The sequence below is a fragment of the Cytobacillus mangrovibacter genome (assembly GCF_042865275.1).
GTDB classification, from domain to species: Bacteria; Bacillota; Bacilli; order Bacillales; family Cytobacillaceae; genus Cytobacillus; species Cytobacillus mangrovibacter.
The window spans coordinates 452,201-468,793 of sequence record NZ_JBIACJ010000002.1 but is presented as its reverse complement, the minus strand read 5'-3'; the positions used below and the strand labels follow the sequence as shown (position 1 = coordinate 468,793).

The window sequence follows — 16,593 nt, the reverse complement described above, 5'->3', positions numbered from 1 at the left end:
ATCATATTATACTATCAAACTTGTATGAAACAAATATGAATAAATAAAACAATCATAAGCAGATTGACATACATGCTATTTTTTCAAATAGAAAAAAGCACTTGGTTCCCCAAGCACTTTCCTTTTCTATTTTTCTTTCGTAAATGTTAATAAGAAAAAGAATAAAAAGCTAAGTAATAGTATGGAGCCCCCTACAATATAGATCATTGTGTTTACTGCCTCAGGAAGAAATACTGGCTTGAAGATAAAAATAGCCATTCCCCCTGTTAAACCAATTGAACCAATAATTGCTGAGTAAACATGAAGCTTTGCAAGAATCCCCATCTTCGGTGTGAATACTTTATAATAAACTGCCCATGCAAATAGTGTTAACCAGCCAACAACTAATAAATGTGCATGGATCGGTCTAAAGGCATAACTGCCTGCACCTGCCATATGCGACCCTAAAAAAGCACCGATTAAAGCAAATAAAGCTGATAACCTTAATAAAAGTGTACTGTAATTATTCATCTAATCATTCTCCCTTTGTTATTTCATCTCTAAAGTGAATCACCTTGGTTTTCCCTATCACTATAATGTTAATTTAATGGATGAATATGAACAGAGGATGAATAAGTGTTTACAAGTTAAATTTTTCGCTCCTTATATTTTGCCTTTCTGCAAAAATATTGTAAATATCGTCCCTGCCCCTTTTTGGCTTTCTACATTGATTTCGCCCTTATGCATTTCAACTATAGATTGAACAATGGATAACCCCAGACCTGTACCTTCAACCGAGCGCGTTCTTGAGGAATCCACCCTGTAAAAGCGGTCATAAAGTCGGATAAGTTCTTCTTTTCCTACACCAATTCCAGTATCCTTAAATGAAATCGCAATGGTTGATGCTTCTTCCTTTATCTTAATTTCAATCTCACCGTTCTCCACATTATATTTAATTGCATTTGTTAAAAGGTTCTCCCAAACGGAATATAGCAGAGATGGATCTCCTTCAATATAGGTTTCTGGCAGCGAATAACTCATCATGATGCCCTTTTCACTTAGATTCCATTGATATTGCCGGACAACCGCTTTGATTTGCTCGCTCACATCAAAACGCTTCACATCCATTAAATCCTTTTTACTATCGATAGAGGACAATTGCAATAGCTGTTTTGTTAAATTAGATAAACGGTTCACCTCGGAATCCGCTACCTCAATATATTGTGCCTCCTCTTCTGCTAAGTTTCTGGTTTTCAGCAGTTCCATATATCCCTTTATATTTGAAAGTGGTGATTGAATATCATGTGAGATATTTGAGATAAATTCTTTACGCATATCATTTACTGATTCAAGTTTGTTTGCCATTTTTTTGAAACTTAAGGCAAGAGCACCAATCTCGTCACGCTGATGAATATTTAACTTTATCCCAAAATCTCCTTCAGCAATCAACCTGGTTGCATTGTTTAATTTACTGATCGGATTGACGAGAAATTTCGTACTTATCAAGACGAAAATCATGCTAAATAAAATCGTACCAACAACAATCCAGCCAAACATAATATGCATTTCACTAAATAAAAGCTTAATATCTGAACGGAGAAATAATGCGTATGTTTTGTTTTCATACTCTAATGCAACTCCGACCGTGTTTTTTAACTCATTAGCAAAGAAACCAGTAACAAAGGTTTTATGAGGAAAATGAACGATTCCATGATACACTTTGCCACTTAATACACTTTTCACAGCTTCCTTGGCTAGATCACGGTCTCTAAATTGTGCCCCAAAAAACTCATTCATTCCATCTCCATCTGTTATGTATATCTGATAGCCGATTGAACCTAGATGATTGAGGTATTCATTCATATCTATACCATCATGGGCATGAAGAAACCCAGAAATCTCCGCTGCTATATTTGTCATTTTTGAATCATTTTGCTCTTTTAACTTATACTGATAATAAATATTTGTAAGTAAAAATGAGAGCAGCCCACTGAAAAACATAATCAAAATCGTCGTTACTGCAAACTTAGAGTAGAGTGACCTCATTTTTGTACCTCAAGGGAATAGCCAATTCCTCTGATTGTTTTAATTGCAAAATCATTGGCCGCTTCGGAAAAGCGCTCCCTTAATCGTTTGATATGAACATCTACGGTTCTTTCGTCCCCTTCATAATCCATTCCCCACACTTGTTCAATCAGCTGTCCTCTGCTAAACACATGATTTGGACGTGATGCAAGATAAGATAATAACTCAAATTCCTTTAATGGCAATATGTATGTCTTTCCGTTCCATTCTACTTCATAGCTTTTTTTATTAATCAGCATCGAGCCTATTTTTATATTGGATTCTGTTAGCCTTCCATACCTTCTTAATAAAGCATTTACCCTAAATAAGAGCTCTTTCGGCTCAAATGGCTTCACCAAATAATCATCTGTCCCTGATAAATACCCTTTTTCTTTATCCTCAATTTGACTTTTGGCTGTCAGCAAAACAACGGGAATATCATAGCTCTTCCGAATTTCTTCTGTTAAAGTATATCCATCCATGTAGGGCATCATTATGTCAACAACAGCTAGAACGCATGAATGTATCTCCAGCAGGTCCAATGCTTCCTTACCGTTACTGGCCTCTATTACTTTAAAGCCTTCTCTCATTAAGAGCTCCTTCACCAAATACCGTACATATTGATCATCATCCGTTACAAGAACCGTTTGCATTTTCACACCTCTTTTACTATTTGTCTAGCTTCAGCACATTGAAACTAGACAGATTGGCATTTACATACTTGGTTGTGAGCAGCAGCTCATAAATGTATTCTACATGAATTTAATCTACAGAAAAAGAAGAAGGAAACCTCCTTCTTCTGACTACTTACATTATACTATCTACGCTATTTCACCTTTTAAAAAATAGAACGTGTAAATGAAACACGTTCCTTGTACCCAATAATCTTATTCAACATCATATCCTTGATCATCGATTGCTTCTTTAATTTCTTTAACTGACACAGATGTGGAATCAAATTGAACTTGAACATTGCCGCCCTCAAGATCTACAGTTACCTTATCTACTCCCTTTAATTCACCAACTGTACCTTCCACTGCTTTTACACAATGCCCACATGACATTCCACCGACTTTTAAAGTGATCGTTTCCATCTTCACATCTCCTATTTCTTCATTAATTTTTGGATCGTTATGAGAAATTCATCAAGTACTTCCTGATCGCCCTCTTGAATCCTTTCCACAATACAAGTTTTCAAATGGCCCTCAAGAAGCAGCTTTGCTACACTGTTTAATGCTGACTGAGTAGCAGAAATTTGGGTAATGATATCATCACAATACGTATCTTTTTCAATTAGTCCTTTTATGCCGCGGATTTGTCCTTCAATCCGGTTTAATCGAGTAACTAAATTCTTTTTGACTCTTTCAGAATGATGACTTTTTCGATCTGAATGGGTAGAACAACAGGTATCAAATAGAGCTTCTTCCTTTTCATTGTTAGAAGTCATTCATTCACCTCCTAAGTTAATTATATTATACCCCTGTATGGTATGTAAATACTTGATTGATAATATTCTTTTCCAATTAATAAATAAAATCAAAAAAAAATAAGAGGGCGCTTGAAATCTCCGCCCTCCCCTTGTATATTAACTATTGGAATAAATACTGTTATTATTAACAACTTGCAATTCTTTAACCGCCTCTGCCATCTCACTCTTACAGATCGGACATGTTGGCGTTTGGCTGCTCTTGAAATTATCCCTTACCCAGCAATTACATTTTTCTGAAGTACACTCCCAAACCTTTACCTCTTCTAACTTAATTTCTTCTGTATTTTTTCTCCCAAAACCCATTGCCATATGAAGGCACCTCCTAAAGAGTAGAACCCTTTTTTTCAATAAAAATAAAAACACTTGTTAAATAAAGGGACATAGAAATATCAACTCTAAATAACAAGTGAATTATGGGCAACTTATTTTCAATGAACAACTCAATTATTAGTATAACATAAATTTCCTAAATCGTCAAAATCTCAATTTAAATATGTTATATATATCTAAAAATGGAGGCATCCCTTCATTAGTCGCTAAAATTTAATGCAAAAGGATGAAAACTTTTTGATAGATGTGTAATACTATTCCTTCTTAAAGGGAAAGGTGTATAATGTTTTAGTTAGTAATGTTTATGTTTGAACATGGAAGGATGAAAAAAATGAAGATAACAGGCTACTCTGTTGAACAATTAAATGACCCTACTGGCATTTTGATGGGAGAGCGTTTTGAATTCTTTTTAGATATCGAAGTGGATGAAGAAGATGAATTATTTTCAGAAAATGGAGTACAGCTTCGAGTTCTTTTTTATAAACACGAAGATGATAGTCGGATGTTAAACTATCACTTCCTAGTTTCAGAAAAAATACAAGAATTTGCTTTAGATGAAGAAGAAGAAAAAATAGTGACTAAATTTTGCGATGAGCACCTAAAGGACGCAGAAGAGTAAGAAAAAGAGCAGGTCTACCCTGCTCTTTTTCAATTTCTCACTTTTAAACTTCAATATTTTTCCCATCTTCAGCAATATGGAACATTAAGTGTGCAAGATGATGAATAGGACTATAAGCTTCTTCCTCATCTTCCTCTTCATCCATATTTTCTTCATTAAACTCAAGATCATTTAAATGAAGGGCTGCAAATTGATAGAAATCTTTCAATTCAAATGCGTAACACGCACTAGGATCTTCATTTTCTTCCTCATATTGAAGAACCATATAAGATTCTTTTCCACTTTCATCCACTGCATCAAAAAAGATAAAAAAGCCAATATTCGTATCTAATTCGAATAAATGTCTTGTTCCACCCTCTGTTTTTCGCTCAAAATCCTCTTCACTTAATTTCTGCACCTTCATCGCTTCTACTTGATCCTCTTTATGAAACTGAACTGTAAATTCCTTCATCGCTACATTCCCCCTTATCTTAATTAATCTAACACAACTGCCTTGATATTCATATGATTACCTATTTAATATTAATGAATGCAGGTCTTCTAAAATAGAAAAGAGCCCTATTCGGGCTCTTTTCTATTGTTCATACCTTCGTTACATTTACAGCTTGAGGGCCGCGCTGGCCATCCTCTATGTCAAAATTAACTTCTTGGCCTTCATCAAGTGATTTAAAGCCTTCGCTTTGAATAGCTGAAAAGTGTACAAATACATCCTCTCCACCTTCAACTTCAATAAATCCAAAGCCCTTTTCTGAATTAAACCATTTTACTTTACCTGTTGCCATTTCAAATCCTCCTAAATATGAATCACTAACAGAATATATATATTATCCTGCATCTATTAGTATGGGTAATTATTTAGGAATTTATCCGTATTTATTGAATAAAGAAAGAAATTAAATAGCAGAATCGAATTATTTGCTGCGTGTACGGTTTCTGCTTCTATCTCTTCTATCTCTGCCATCTCTATCTCTATTATCTCTGCTGTCTCTTCCGCCGCCACTGTTGCTGCCGCCTGATCTTCCGCGATCTCTTCCACGGTCACCACCGTAGCGTTTGCGATCACCGCCGCCACTACCGCCGCCTCTTGGTTTTCTCACACGAATTGGTTCAACAGCCGTTAATTTAACTGGAGTAACGTCTGGATCTTTTGTAAGTAATTTTAAAGCAGCTGCGAGTAATGAAACAGAATCTGTATCTTCTAAAAGTGATTCTGCTGTTCTCTTATAATCATTATGTTCATTATTTTCTATAACAGCCATGATCTTATTAATTGTTGCCTGTTGATTTCCAATAAGCACATCTTTAAAAGAAGGGACTGGCATTTTTGCCATTTTGCTTTTTGTCATATTTTCAATAATTTTTAAATGATCAATTTCTCTTGGAGATACAAAAGTAACAGCTATTCCTTTATTTCCAGCACGTCCAGTTCTTCCGATACGATGAACATAGCTTTCTGGATCTTGAGGAATATCAAAGTTGTAAACATGGGATACGCCACTAATATCAAGGCCCCTTGCTGCTACATCAGTTGCAACCATAATATCAATCGTTTGTTCTTTAAAACGACGAATTACTTGATCACGTTTTGATTGAGGGATATCGCCATGGATTCCTTCAGCTGAGTAGCCACGCTTGATTAAGCCTTCAACCACTTCATCAACCCGTCTTTTTGTCCGGCCAAATACGATAGCAAGCTCTGGAGATTGGATATCCAAAAGACTGCAAAGTACATCAAATTTTTGTTTTTCATGTACTTCCATATAATGTTGTTCAATATTTGTAACTGTCATTTCTTTTGCTTTAATCTTAATTAATTCTGGTTCCTGCATAAACTTTTCTGCAAGTGTTTGAATTCTTCTCGGCATTGTTGCTGAGAAAAGCAAGGTTTGGCGTTCCCCTTTAATTTCACTTAGAATTCTTTCAATATCTTCAATGAAGCCCATATTTAACATTTCATCCGCTTCATCTAGAACAACCATTTTGATATTGCTAAGACGAATCGTTTTACGTTCAATATGGTCAATTAGTCTACCAGGAGTTGCCGCAATAATTTGTGGTCTATTTTTTAGACCGCGGATTTGACGATTAATATCCTGTCCGCCGTAAATTGGCAAAGTTCTAATCCCTTTTACCTGACCAATACGGTTCAATTCTTCCGCAACTTGAACAGCAAGCTCACGTGTAGGTGCGAGTACAAGGCCTTGAATACCTTCTTCTCTGCTAATTTTTTCTAACAAAGGAACACCAAATGCCGTCGTTTTCCCTGTTCCCGTTTGCGCTTGTCCAATCATGTCTTTCCCTTGCATACCAATAGGAATCGCCTGCGCCTGAATCGGTGTCGGTTCCTCAAATCCCATATTTGATAATGCTTTTACTAGTTCATTACTTAGACCAAAATCTGAAAAAGTTGTCAAAGTATTAGTTCCTCCTTATTATATAACCTTTATCAAAGGTTCTCCTATATTTCAAAAAAATCAATATCTACGTTACTAGGTTTTCCAGTTTGCATCTCTTTTTTACATATCAAAAGGAATAAATTAATTTTCCAATTAAATATATTTCATTAGAGCCTTGTTTCCAAATCGCTCCCGAGGAAAAGTGAAAATATTATTCCGAAAAAGCAAACAATGGATGGATTCTCTTTTGAGGAATGAATGAAGCATACAAAGTGGAGAAAAAATAACGTAAAAAAGTGATGCATGACTGACATGCATCACCGAAACTTTAGCATGATTATGCTTTTTCTACGTTAGCAGCTTGTGGTCCACGGTTACCTTCAACGATTTCAAAAGTTACAGCTTGACCTTCTTCTAAAGTTTTGAATCCTTCAGATTGGATAGCTGAGAAATGTACGAATACATCTTGACCTTCTGAAGATTCGATGAAACCGAAACCTTTTTCTGCATTAAACCATTTTACTTTACCTGTGTTCATGAGATTACCTCCAAAAATGTGTTCACTATAAGTCTTTATTATATAAACTTAAACATAAAAAAGTCGTGCAACAATAAAATGAGGATTAAAAATCGCCTACATTTCATTGCAGCTACGACCACTTATCCATAAAATATATAACGAACTTTAGCGTTACCCTAATCATAAGGGGATATCCCTCATTTGTCAAATCTTTTTTGATATCTGACTAATGGGTTAGTATATTGATATATTCGAGCGCTTGCACCTAAAACAATGAAAGCCCTGCCTCTCTTCCATCCTTACGGCTCCTAGGCCGTGCCAGTGGGATCAGGTATGACAAATAATACTATTGGGAATGGTTACTCTCCAGAGATCGTTCACGTTGTGTATAAAAATGAAGTGTTAAAGCGAGGTCGTCTTCGTTCTTACAGAAGATGACTTAAGAAGAAATTCAACATGATCTGTTGTCCACAAATTATTCTTAATTCAAAACCTATTGCTCACTTATTAATCTTAAGAGCATAATATTACACAATAAAAAAATAAAAAGTCGCAATCTCAACAAAATGATAGGCTAGCGCACTCACATTTTGTCTAAATTCTCGACTTTGCTATTGCACATCAAATACATCGAGATTAATCATAACTGAAAAACATTGTAAAGTCAAGCTTCCTTTTCTTACTCCTTTTTTGAAACATTTTTCCAGATTGTTTCGTATAATAGGAAACATACAGAGGGGGAACAATTATGGGGTTTGATCAAGGATTTGGATTTGATATGTTTTCACTTATTTCAGTTATTTTTCCGTTTTTTTTCATTCTTGTTTTTGGCCTTATTCTATTTACTATATTTAAAGGAATTAAACTGTGGAGTCATAACAATAAGCAGCCTGTATTGGATGTTTCTGCAAAACTTGTGGCAAAAAGAACCGAGGTAAGCAGAAATTCCCACAACCATAACAATCATGTTCATCACCATTCATCAACTACTTATTATACAACTTTTGAAGTAGACAGTGGAGATAGAATGGAGTTTGTGGTAACTGGCAGTGAATATGGTCAGCTTGCAGAGGGAGACTTTGGGAAACTGAAATTTCAAGGAACTCGTTATCTTGGATTTGAACGTTGGCAATGAAGGCTCATCAGAATTGATGAGCTTTTTGCTTTTAAAGAGTAAGGGAAGCAGATTTAAAAAGGAATAGGGCTGCCAATTTATTTAATGTTTTTACATAAAAAATGAAACCAAATCGCTCGTTGATTTGGTTTCATTTTTCTTATCCATATATACGCAGAACTTATTATTGATCAAACGGGACAGTTGCATCCTGTAGCTCTTTCTCTAGTTGTTCGTTGAATTTTTCCTTTGTAGCCTGATCCCAGTTAAAATAGTCAGCCATTAAATGCAGGACCTGATCACGGTACTCTCTTACAGTATGAATATCGAACAATAGCGCACCTGTTCTGCGAATAAAAAAGTCGGTCGGTGTGGCGGCCATTTCATTTTCTAAAGCATATTTTAGTTTCCCCCATAATAACAGCGGTAATTGATAATGCTTTGCCTCTGTATGACCATTCTCTTCAATCATTTTAAATAAAGTCGGTGTGTTGGAACCATACATGGCCGCTAGATGTACAGCGTCCTCTCTCGATAAGCCTATTTCCATCCCCATCTGAGATTGTTTGGTAATAAAATCAGCAAATTGACTTGAACCGCCTACGTCCCCACCAGAGATCGGCATCTTTTTCGTTTGACAGCCTGGAAAATCTCGATCTCTTTCCTCACTAAATTTCTTAGCAAGAACATCAACAATGGTTTGAGCCATTTTTCGATACCCAGTTAATTTTCCGCCAGCGATCGTAATCAGTCCTGAATCTGATTCCCAAATTTCATCCTTACGCGAAATTTCTGATGGATCCTTTCCTTCTTCCAAAATGAGTGGACGGACTCCTGCCCAGCTAGACTCGATATCCTTTTCAGTAAGCAGCACATCAGGGAACATATACTGAATCGCTTGAATAATATATGCCCGATCTTCAGCAGTCATTTTCGGAGAAACTGGATCTTCTCCATAAAAGGTGTCTGTTGTACCTACATATGCCTTGCCCTCCCGCGGAATAGCAAATACCATTCGCTTATCTGGTGTATCAAAATACACAGCCTGCTTTAATGGAAATTTAGATTGATCAATCACTAAGTGGACACCTTTTGTCAGTCGCAATGTCTTCCCTTTTTTCGAACCATCCTTCTCACGGATGGAATCCACCCAAGGACCAGCAGCATTGACAATCTTCTCTGCCTTAATTTCATATTTCTCTCCGCTTAGCTGATCGGTTGCAAGAACACCAACTACCTTCTGATTTTCATATAGAAGCTGATCAACCTTCGTATAATTAAGCGCAGTTGCTCCTTTTTCGGCTGCTGCCTTCATCACTTCAATAGTCAAACGCGCATCATCCGTACGGTATTCAACATAATAGCCCCCGCCTCTTAAACCATCCTTCTTAACAAGTGGTTCTTTATTTATTGTTTCCTGCACACTGAGCATGGATCGGCGCTCTTCTTTCTTCACTCCGGCTAAAAAGTCATACATCTTAAGTCCAATTGATGTGCTGAATTTACCAAAGGTTCCTCCTTTATGCATCGGCAGCAGCATCCACTCTGGGGTTGTTACATGCGGGCCATTCTCATACACAATGGCCCGTTCTTTTCCAACCTCGGCAACCATTTGTACTTCAAATTGCTTTAAATAGCGCAGACCTCCATGGACAAGCTTTGTCGACCGGCTGGACGTACCTCCTGCAAAATCCTGCATTTCTACAAGCGCTATTTTCATCCCTCTCATAGAAGCATCCAGAGCAATTCCTGCTCCAGTAATTCCTCCGCCAATTACGAGTACATCAAATTTTTCACTCTTAAGTTTATTGATCATTTCATTACGATTTTGATTTGAGAAGTTCATTCTATTGTCCTCCTTTTTGTAAAAGGGTCTATAATCCTGTTATACCCTTAATGAACAGAAGGCATAAAAAAGACCACAAAATACACTATCGATATCGTCGATAATGATTTTGTGGTCTCTCCAAATCTCCTGCCGAGCTATTAACTTACTTCTATTCTAGCATAGATAGCCTTAATTGCAAATAAGGATCTTCGCCTTTTTCTTATTTAAAAGCCATTGCTGCATGTACGGCCTTTTTCCAGCCAGTATATAATGTTTCGCGATCTTTTTCCTCCATTGCAGGAGCAAATGACTTATCGATCGCCCATTGCTTTGAAATTTCCTCTCTGTTATCCCAGTAGCCGACAGCAAGCCCTGCAAGATAGGCAGCACCAAGAGCAGTTGTTTCATTTACCATGGGTCTTTCTACAGGTACATTTAATATATCGCTCTGAAATTCCATTAAGAAATTATTCTTCACCGCTCCACCATCAACTCTTAACGTTTTCAATTGAATACCTGAGTCTGCTTCCATTGCAGACAGCACATCTTTCGTCTGATAGGCAAGCGATTCTAGCGTTGCACGAATAAAATGCTCCTTAGATGTACCTCTTGTCAGTCCGAATACAGCTCCGCGAACATCACTATCCCAATAAGGTGTCCCTAATCCAACAAATGCCGGAACCACATAAACACCATCAGTTGAAACTACCTTTTTCGCATAACCCTCACTATCCCTAGCATCCTTCAGCATTCTCATCCCATCACGGAGCCATTGAATAGCAGACCCCGCAACAAAAATACTGCCTTCAAGTGCATACTCCACTTTCCCATCTATTCCCCAAGCAATTGTTGTAAGAAGCCCATGGTTAGAACGCACTGCATTTTCACCCGTATTCATCAACATGAAGCAGCCTGTTCCATAAGTATTTTTGGCCATTCCTTTTTCAAAGCATGCTTGACCAAATAAAGCTGCTTGCTGATCACCAGCTGCTCCTGCAATTGGGATATTCTTTCCAAAAAAATGATAATCAACCGTATGTCCATAAATCGCGGAAGAAGGTTTGACTTCAGGAAGCATGGATGCAGGAATGCCAAGGATATTCAGTAACTCTTCATCCCATTTTAAATCGTAGATATTAAACATCAGGGTACGGGAAGCATTTGAGTAATCAGTTACATGTGTTTTCCCGCCTGAAAGCTTCCAAATTAACCAAGTATCAATTGTCCCAAACAATAATTTGCCTTGTTCAGCCTTTTCACGTGCACCTTCCACATGATCTAATATCCATTTCACCTTTGTTCCGGAAAAATACGCATCAATAAGAAGGCCAGTTTTTTCACGGAATACATCATTATGGCCATTCTCCTTTAATTCTTCACAAATTTCACTCGTCTGCCTGGATTGCCAAACAATCGCATTATAAACCGGGAGACTCGTTTCTTTATCCCAGACAACTGTAGTTTCACGCTGATTGGTTATTCCAATTCCTGCTATTTGTTCTGGCTTTACACCAGATTCAGAAAGGACTCCGGCAATCACAGAGAGAATTGATCCCCAAATTTCATTTGCATTATGCTCCACCCAACCCGGCTTCGGAAAATATTGAGTAAATTCCTTTTGGGCTATATGTACGATCTCCCCTTTTTTATTAAATAAAATCGCACGTGAACTGGTTGTCCCTTGATCTAAAGATAAAATATATTTTTCCATCCTGATCTCCCCCATTCAATATTTATGTTATATTAAGCAGCCACATTTGAAGATACGACTGAAGTCTGTTTTTTTCCAAATACATATACCAGGATTAGTATCACTATATTAACAGCTAATACTCCCCATAACATATTTGTCATATTTTCTTTAAATATCCCTTGATAGAATACAGTACCTAGTGAGCCGCCCATAATTGGGCCGACCACCGGAATCCACGCATATCCCCAGTTAGAGCTGCCCTTTCTGTGGATCGGCAAGAGAAAATGAGCAATCCGCGGGCCAAGATCACGTGCAGGATTAATTGCATAGCCTGTTGTACCGCCTAGAGACATCCCAATAACAACGATCAATAGACCTACCGCAATCGGATTTAAACCTTCCGTAAAATTATTTGCACCTATAAATAATAATCCTAGAACAAGGATAAAGGTACCAATCAATTCACTTAAAAGGTTTGAAAAGGTATGCGGAATCGCTGGACTTGTTGAGAAAACAGCCAATTTCGCACCTTGATCCTCCGTTTCTTTCCAATGTGGCAAGTAATGAAGGAATACAAGCACGCCTCCTAAAAACCCACCGATTAACTGAGCAGTGATATACCCTGGAACGTCCCCCCATGGAAAATCACCGTTTAGTGCTAAACCAATCGTAACAGCTGGATTTAGATGGGCACCACTAATAGAACCCACAGCAAAGACGCCCATTGTTACCGCAAGTCCCCATGCAAGTGTAACAACAATCCATCCGCCATTAAAAGAAAATGTTTTCTTCAAGTTTGCCCCAGCGACGACTCCTCCCCCGAATAAGATAAGAATCATCGTCCCGACAACTTCTCCCATAAAAGCTGACATACTTTTTCCCCCTCCATATGAATAAAATACTAGACGAAAAAAAAGAGACCCACAACAGAATAAACCTTAAAAAGGTTACACTGTGTGAATCTCCTTGTCTCCGACACAAATCAAATTAACTTGTACTCGAAGTATACAATCGATTGAAAACGCTGTCAACGTTATTGTGAATATTTTTTCTATTATCTGTCTATTTTCTCAAACATGTCCCATAACTCAACTTTCGAAGTGGTAATTGCTGAAGCTCCTGCATCTAAAGCATTTTGCACTTCTTCCTTCGTCCGAATAAGTCCACCCGCAAAAATAGGTGTATTGACTCTCTCAAATACTTCCTTGATCATCCATGGCATAGCACCTGGCAATACTTCTATATAATCTGGTCTTGTCTTTTCAATTAGCTTATAGCTTTTTTCAAGTGCATGATTATCCAGAAGAAATATTCTCTGTACAGCCACTACTCCTTTTTGCTTCGCTTTTAGAATAACACTAGATTTTGTGGAAATTAAACCGTATGGCTTAAATTCCTGACAAATATATTCCACTGCAAAATCATCACTTTTTAATCCGTGGATCATATCCACATGATAGATCATCTTTTTCCCCTGTTCTTTTGCCATCTGGTTAATATGTTTCAATTGGGCAATATGCATTCCCAGGAATACACCTATTTGATATGGACTATCTAAAAATTGCTCAAACTCTTTCATAGTTGATGAAGCTGGCAGTATTTTTTGTTCCATTTTTTTCACTCCGACTAATTGGTTTCCCTTAATCATATGCTGAAATAGCTGCCATAACAAGAATAAAAAGACAATGTACTAGAATCCAATTAGCTGCTTATCGTTCGAGTCTGCCCTATTATGCTTCCTTCTTCTCTTTCGTTTTCGCTGTTGCCCGTTTCTTCTTAGCTGCAGGCTTTTTCGGCTTCGTATTATCAATTGATGCTTGTAGCGCCGCCATTAAATCGGTCACGTTTGAAGCAGGCGCATTCTCAACAGGTGTAACCATTTCCTTGCCCGTTCGTTTCGATTCGATTAGTTCAAGCAATGCTGTCCGGTAGTCATCCGTATATTTCTCAGGCTCAAAGTCTGTTGTTAATTGGTCAATCAACAGAATGGCTGTATCAATTTCCTTTTTCGTTACTTTATCAACTTCAGGGACATTCGGCACATCTTCAGAATTTCGAACCTCGTCTGGATAATGAATGGTTTCCATCACAAGCGTATTTTTATAAACGCGAAGGACAGCCAGCTGCTCCTTTGAGCGGATAATTATTTTTGCAAGCCCCACTTTTTCAGACTCTTCTAATGCCTTCCTTAATAAAGAATAAGCCTTTCCTCCGCCATCACCAGGAGACATATAATAGGTACGATCATAATAAATCGGATCAATCTGCCCCATCTTTACAAAGTCAATGATTTCAACTGCCTTATCCTCTTTTTCCTTTTTCAACTTTTCCAATTCCTCATCGTCGAGAACAACAAATTTCCCTTTTGTGTATTCATAAGCTTTAACAATGTCTTCTGTCTTAACCTCCACATCACAAATAGGACAGACCTTTTCATATTTAATTGGGGAATGGCATTCTTTATGAAGATTTCTAAGCTTAATGTCCTTATCCTCTGTAGCTGCATGTAGCTTAATCGGGATATTCACGAGACCAAAGCTAATGCTTCCTTTCCATATGGTATGCATAGTGATTCTCCAATCTTTTTGTTTATAATTTATGAGATTTGATAGGATGCATACGTAAAAACATTTGGTAAATCAGTATCCGTCATTATCACGCAGATATTGAGTAGTTTAAATGGAATTGGAAAAAATAATCATAGTATGCTTCGAAAGGAAGGATAAAAATATGAAGCCCATGTTGCCCAGCCTAACCTTTGAGGTTCCCAAAGGGGAGGATTGGCTGTACGAGGTTAAGTATGATGGCTTTAGGGCCATTTTGCATTGGAACAAAAATGAAATGAAACTGGAGAGCAGAAATGGCAAGTCATTATCTGAATTATTCCCTGAAATAATTTCATACCTTGAAACAAACAAATCGAAATTCGCCCCGTTCCTTCCACTTACTTTAGATGGAGAATTGGTTCTTCTAGAAAATGCATATAAAGCAAACTTTGGATCGATTCAAGTCAGGGGAAGGATGCGGTCAAAAGATCGAATAGCAGAGAAAGCTACTGCTTCCCCATGCAGATTTCTCATATTTGATGTAATTGAACTGAGAGGAAAGACAATCATAAATAAACAATACGAATGGAGAAAAGCACAATTAACTTCTTTTTTTAACAGATGTTCCCTCCCTCTTCAACCAAATGAAGATAGTTCTGAGTTAATACAATTCCTCCCTTCTTATAAAAGCTTCAATGATGTATGGGAAAAGGTTGTTCTATACGATGGGGAAGGGATTGTCGCCAAACAAGTAAATAACAAATGGGAAGAAGGAAAAAGAACAACATCATGGTTAAAATACAAAAACTGGAAATATGTAACTTGTTTTATCACAGCCTACGAAAAGTCAAATAGTTATTTCTATACTGGGGTTTTTCAAAATGAAGAAATTATCTCAATTGGCCATTTTATCTTTGGATTAAAGCCTGAAGAAAAAAATGCCCTTTTTAAAATTATTAAAGATAATAAAACAGAAGAAGACAGTCGCTTTATAAAAGTCGATCCGGCCATTTGTATTGAAGTAAAATATTTAGAATTATATGAGGGGCAGATGAGGGAACCGCACTTTCACCAGTTCAGATTTGATTTAAAACCTGAAGCATGTACCATGAACCAATTTATTCATGGACAAAGGAATCTCCCTCCTGGCATAGAAATTACCCACCCAAATAAACCGTTATGGGAATCTCCAGCCATTCAGAAGATTGATTTCATTCACTATTTAAGTGAGATTTCACCTTATATTCTGCCTTTTTTAAAGGATCGATTATTGACAGTCATTCGCTATCCACACGGGGTTTTTGGAGAGTCATTTTATCAAAAAAGCTGCCCTGATTATGCACCAGATTTTGTTGAAACAATAATGGCGGAAGGAATCGAATACATTGTCTGCAATCAATTAAAAACTTTTCTTTGGCTTGGAAATCAGCTTGCCTTCGAATACCATATTCCATTTCAAACGATAAATAATCATAAACCAAGTGAAATTGTGTTTGATCTCGACCCTCCATCAAGAGATGACTTTGGACTTGCCGTTAAAGCAGCAGGCTATATCAAGGAAATTCTCGATCAGCTGAATTTAATCGGCTTTGTAAAAACATCAGGGAATAAAGGGCTGCAAATATATCTCCCCCTGCCTGAGAATACATATTCTTATGAGGAGACAAGATTATTCACCACTTTTATTGCGAATTATTTAGTTTCGAAAGATCCCGATTCTTTTACAATTGAACGAATGAAAAAAAAACGCGGAGACCGGCTATATATTGATTATATTCAGCATGCTGAGGGGAAAACAATCATTGCACCTTACTCGCCACGGGGAACAAAAGAGGCTACTGTCGCCACACCACTTTACTGGGAGGAAGTGAATGAGCAGTTATCAATCGTTGATTTTCAAATTCCCGATATCATTCAAAGAATAAATAGGATCGGTGATCCATTTCAGCGTTTTTTTGAGGCAAAGGCTAATCAGAAGTTTGGCCCAGTGTTGGATTTCTTGAAAAATAAATAAA

At 37.2% G+C, this 16,593-nt stretch carries 18 protein-coding genes; 3 read left to right on the top strand and 15 right to left on the bottom strand.

The window, feature by feature from the left end:
* Positions 1-126 precede the first annotated feature (126 nt).
* The 6 genes from ACFYKT_RS05785 to ACFYKT_RS05760 form a co-directional block, all read right to left on the bottom strand.
* Positions 127-510: a hypothetical protein gene (locus ACFYKT_RS05785; protein WP_389216738.1), complete on the bottom strand. Its 384-nt coding sequence runs from the start codon at positions 508-510 to the stop codon at positions 127-129.
* A 132-nt stretch (positions 511-642) separates the two neighbouring features.
* Positions 643-2,025 (bottom strand): sensor histidine kinase, encoded by a 1,383-nt coding sequence (locus ACFYKT_RS05780; RefSeq protein WP_389216735.1) that lies wholly within the window; start codon positions 2,023-2,025, stop codon positions 643-645.
* Positions 2,022-2,702, bottom strand: coding sequence for a response regulator transcription factor (locus tag ACFYKT_RS05775; RefSeq protein ID WP_389216732.1), 681 nt, complete (start codon positions 2,700-2,702; stop codon positions 2,022-2,024). Before ACFYKT_RS05775 ends, ACFYKT_RS05780 begins: the two co-directional genes overlap by 4 nt.
* Before the next feature lie 228 nt (positions 2,703-2,930).
* Positions 2,931-3,137: a copper chaperone CopZ gene (copZ, locus tag ACFYKT_RS05770; RefSeq protein WP_389216729.1), complete on the bottom strand. Its 207-nt coding sequence runs from the start codon at positions 3,135-3,137 to the stop codon at positions 2,931-2,933.
* An 11-nt stretch (positions 3,138-3,148) separates the two neighbouring features.
* Positions 3,149-3,490, bottom strand: coding sequence for a metal-sensitive transcriptional regulator (locus tag ACFYKT_RS05765; protein ID WP_389216727.1), 342 nt, complete (start codon positions 3,488-3,490; stop codon positions 3,149-3,151).
* Between the two features lie 138 nt (positions 3,491-3,628).
* Complete coding sequence (locus tag ACFYKT_RS05760; RefSeq protein ID WP_389216724.1) at positions 3,629-3,841, bottom strand: cold-shock protein; 213 nt, start codon at positions 3,839-3,841, stop codon at positions 3,629-3,631.
* A 352-nt stretch (positions 3,842-4,193) separates the two neighbouring features.
* Between ACFYKT_RS05760 and ACFYKT_RS05755 the strand changes: the two genes are divergently transcribed.
* Complete coding sequence (locus ACFYKT_RS05755; RefSeq protein ID WP_389216721.1) at positions 4,194-4,481, top strand: DUF6509 family protein; 288 nt, start codon at positions 4,194-4,196, stop codon at positions 4,479-4,481.
* A gap of 43 nt (positions 4,482-4,524) precedes the next feature.
* On the opposite strand, the gene ACFYKT_RS05750 is transcribed toward ACFYKT_RS05755, so the two are convergent.
* The 4 genes from ACFYKT_RS05750 to ACFYKT_RS05735 all read right to left on the bottom strand — a co-directional run bounded on the left by ACFYKT_RS05750 (position 4,525) and on the right by ACFYKT_RS05735 (position 7,415).
* On the bottom strand, positions 4,525-4,932 hold the full coding sequence (locus ACFYKT_RS05750) for a cytosolic protein (RefSeq protein WP_389216718.1): 408 nt from the start codon (positions 4,930-4,932) through the stop codon (positions 4,525-4,527).
* Positions 4,933-5,062: 130 nt separating this feature from the next.
* Positions 5,063-5,263, bottom strand: coding sequence for a cold-shock protein (locus ACFYKT_RS05745; protein ID WP_389216715.1), 201 nt, complete (start codon positions 5,261-5,263; stop codon positions 5,063-5,065).
* Positions 5,264-5,392: 129 nt separating this feature from the next.
* A complete protein-coding gene (locus ACFYKT_RS05740) occupies positions 5,393-6,895 on the bottom strand; it encodes a DEAD/DEAH box helicase (RefSeq protein WP_389216712.1) in 1,503 nt (500 codons plus the stop codon).
* Positions 6,896-7,214: 319 nt separating this feature from the next.
* Positions 7,215-7,415 (bottom strand): cold-shock protein, encoded by a 201-nt coding sequence (locus tag ACFYKT_RS05735; RefSeq protein ID WP_053476600.1) that lies wholly within the window; start codon positions 7,413-7,415, stop codon positions 7,215-7,217.
* 730 nt (positions 7,416-8,145) lie between these two features.
* Here ACFYKT_RS05735 and ACFYKT_RS05730 point away from each other — a divergent pair.
* Positions 8,146-8,532, top strand: a complete 387-nt coding sequence (locus ACFYKT_RS05730) for a DUF2500 domain-containing protein (protein WP_389216708.1) — start codon at positions 8,146-8,148, stop codon at positions 8,530-8,532.
* 163 nt (positions 8,533-8,695) lie between these two features.
* Here ACFYKT_RS05730 and ACFYKT_RS05725 read toward each other — a convergent pair whose 3' ends face one another.
* The 5 genes from ACFYKT_RS05725 to ku all read right to left on the bottom strand — a co-directional run bounded on the left by ACFYKT_RS05725 (position 8,696) and on the right by ku (position 14,599).
* A complete protein-coding gene (locus ACFYKT_RS05725) occupies positions 8,696-10,357 on the bottom strand; it encodes a glycerol-3-phosphate dehydrogenase/oxidase (protein ID WP_389216706.1) in 1,662 nt (553 codons plus the stop codon).
* A gap of 202 nt (positions 10,358-10,559) precedes the next feature.
* Entirely contained in the window at positions 10,560-12,050 is a 1,491-nt protein-coding gene (glpK, locus tag ACFYKT_RS05720; RefSeq protein WP_389216703.1) for a glycerol kinase GlpK, read from the bottom strand.
* 32 nt (positions 12,051-12,082) lie between these two features.
* Positions 12,083-12,904: an MIP/aquaporin family protein gene (locus ACFYKT_RS05715; RefSeq protein WP_389216700.1), complete on the bottom strand. Its 822-nt coding sequence runs from the start codon at positions 12,902-12,904 to the stop codon at positions 12,083-12,085.
* 182 nt (positions 12,905-13,086) lie between these two features.
* The gene (locus ACFYKT_RS05710) at positions 13,087-13,644 is read right to left on the bottom strand and encodes a glycerol-3-phosphate responsive antiterminator (protein ID WP_389216697.1); all 558 of its coding nucleotides are present in this window, start codon (positions 13,642-13,644) and stop codon (positions 13,087-13,089) included.
* A gap of 118 nt (positions 13,645-13,762) precedes the next feature.
* Positions 13,763-14,599 carry a non-homologous end joining protein Ku gene (gene ku, locus ACFYKT_RS05705; protein ID WP_389216694.1) on the bottom strand — a complete coding sequence of 279 codons (837 nt, stop codon included), beginning with the start codon at positions 14,597-14,599 and terminating at the stop codon, positions 13,763-13,765.
* Between the two features lie 163 nt (positions 14,600-14,762).
* Here ku and ACFYKT_RS05700 point away from each other — a divergent pair, with 163 nt between their 5' ends.
* A complete protein-coding gene (locus ACFYKT_RS05700) occupies positions 14,763-16,592 on the top strand; it encodes a DNA ligase D (RefSeq protein WP_389216691.1) in 1,830 nt (609 codons plus the stop codon).
* Position 16,593: the final 1 nt, after the last annotated feature.

Bases quoted from the DNA above. Each gene is read 5' to 3' on its own strand.
- ACFYKT_RS05730 (WP_389216708.1), top strand. From the start codon at position 8,146: ATGGGGTTTGATCAAGGATTTGGATTTGATATGTTTTCACTTATTTCA.
- ACFYKT_RS05760 (WP_389216724.1), bottom strand. From the start codon at position 3,841: ATGGCAATGGGTTTTGGGAGAAAAAATACAGAAGAAATTAAGTTAGAA.
- ACFYKT_RS05715 (WP_389216700.1), bottom strand. From the start codon at position 12,904: ATGTCAGCTTTTATGGGAGAAGTTGTCGGGACGATGATTCTTATCTTA.
- ACFYKT_RS05710 (WP_389216697.1), bottom strand. From the start codon at position 13,644: ATGGAACAAAAAATACTGCCAGCTTCATCAACTATGAAAGAGTTTGAG.
- ACFYKT_RS05725 (WP_389216706.1), bottom strand. From the start codon at position 10,357: ATGAACTTCTCAAATCAAAATCGTAATGAAATGATCAATAAACTTAAG.
- ACFYKT_RS05755 (WP_389216721.1), top strand. From the start codon at position 4,194: ATGAAGATAACAGGCTACTCTGTTGAACAATTAAATGACCCTACTGGC.
- ACFYKT_RS05750 (WP_389216718.1), bottom strand. From the start codon at position 4,932: ATGAAGGAATTTACAGTTCAGTTTCATAAAGAGGATCAAGTAGAAGCG.
- ACFYKT_RS05735 (WP_053476600.1), bottom strand. From the start codon at position 7,415: ATGAACACAGGTAAAGTAAAATGGTTTAATGCAGAAAAAGGTTTCGGT.
- copZ (WP_389216729.1), bottom strand. From the start codon at position 3,137: ATGGAAACGATCACTTTAAAAGTCGGTGGAATGTCATGTGGGCATTGT.
- glpK (WP_389216703.1), bottom strand. From the start codon at position 12,050: ATGGAAAAATATATTTTATCTTTAGATCAAGGGACAACCAGTTCACGT.
- ACFYKT_RS05785 (WP_389216738.1), bottom strand. From the start codon at position 510: ATGAATAATTACAGTACACTTTTATTAAGGTTATCAGCTTTATTTGCT.
- ACFYKT_RS05700 (WP_389216691.1), top strand. From the start codon at position 14,763: ATGAAGCCCATGTTGCCCAGCCTAACCTTTGAGGTTCCCAAAGGGGAG.
- ACFYKT_RS05745 (WP_389216715.1), bottom strand. From the start codon at position 5,263: ATGGCAACAGGTAAAGTAAAATGGTTTAATTCAGAAAAGGGCTTTGGA.
- ku (WP_389216694.1), bottom strand. From the start codon at position 14,599: ATGCATACCATATGGAAAGGAAGCATTAGCTTTGGTCTCGTGAATATC.
- ACFYKT_RS05765 (WP_389216727.1), bottom strand. From the start codon at position 3,490: ATGACTTCTAACAATGAAAAGGAAGAAGCTCTATTTGATACCTGTTGT.
- ACFYKT_RS05780 (WP_389216735.1), bottom strand. From the start codon at position 2,025: ATGAGGTCACTCTACTCTAAGTTTGCAGTAACGACGATTTTGATTATG.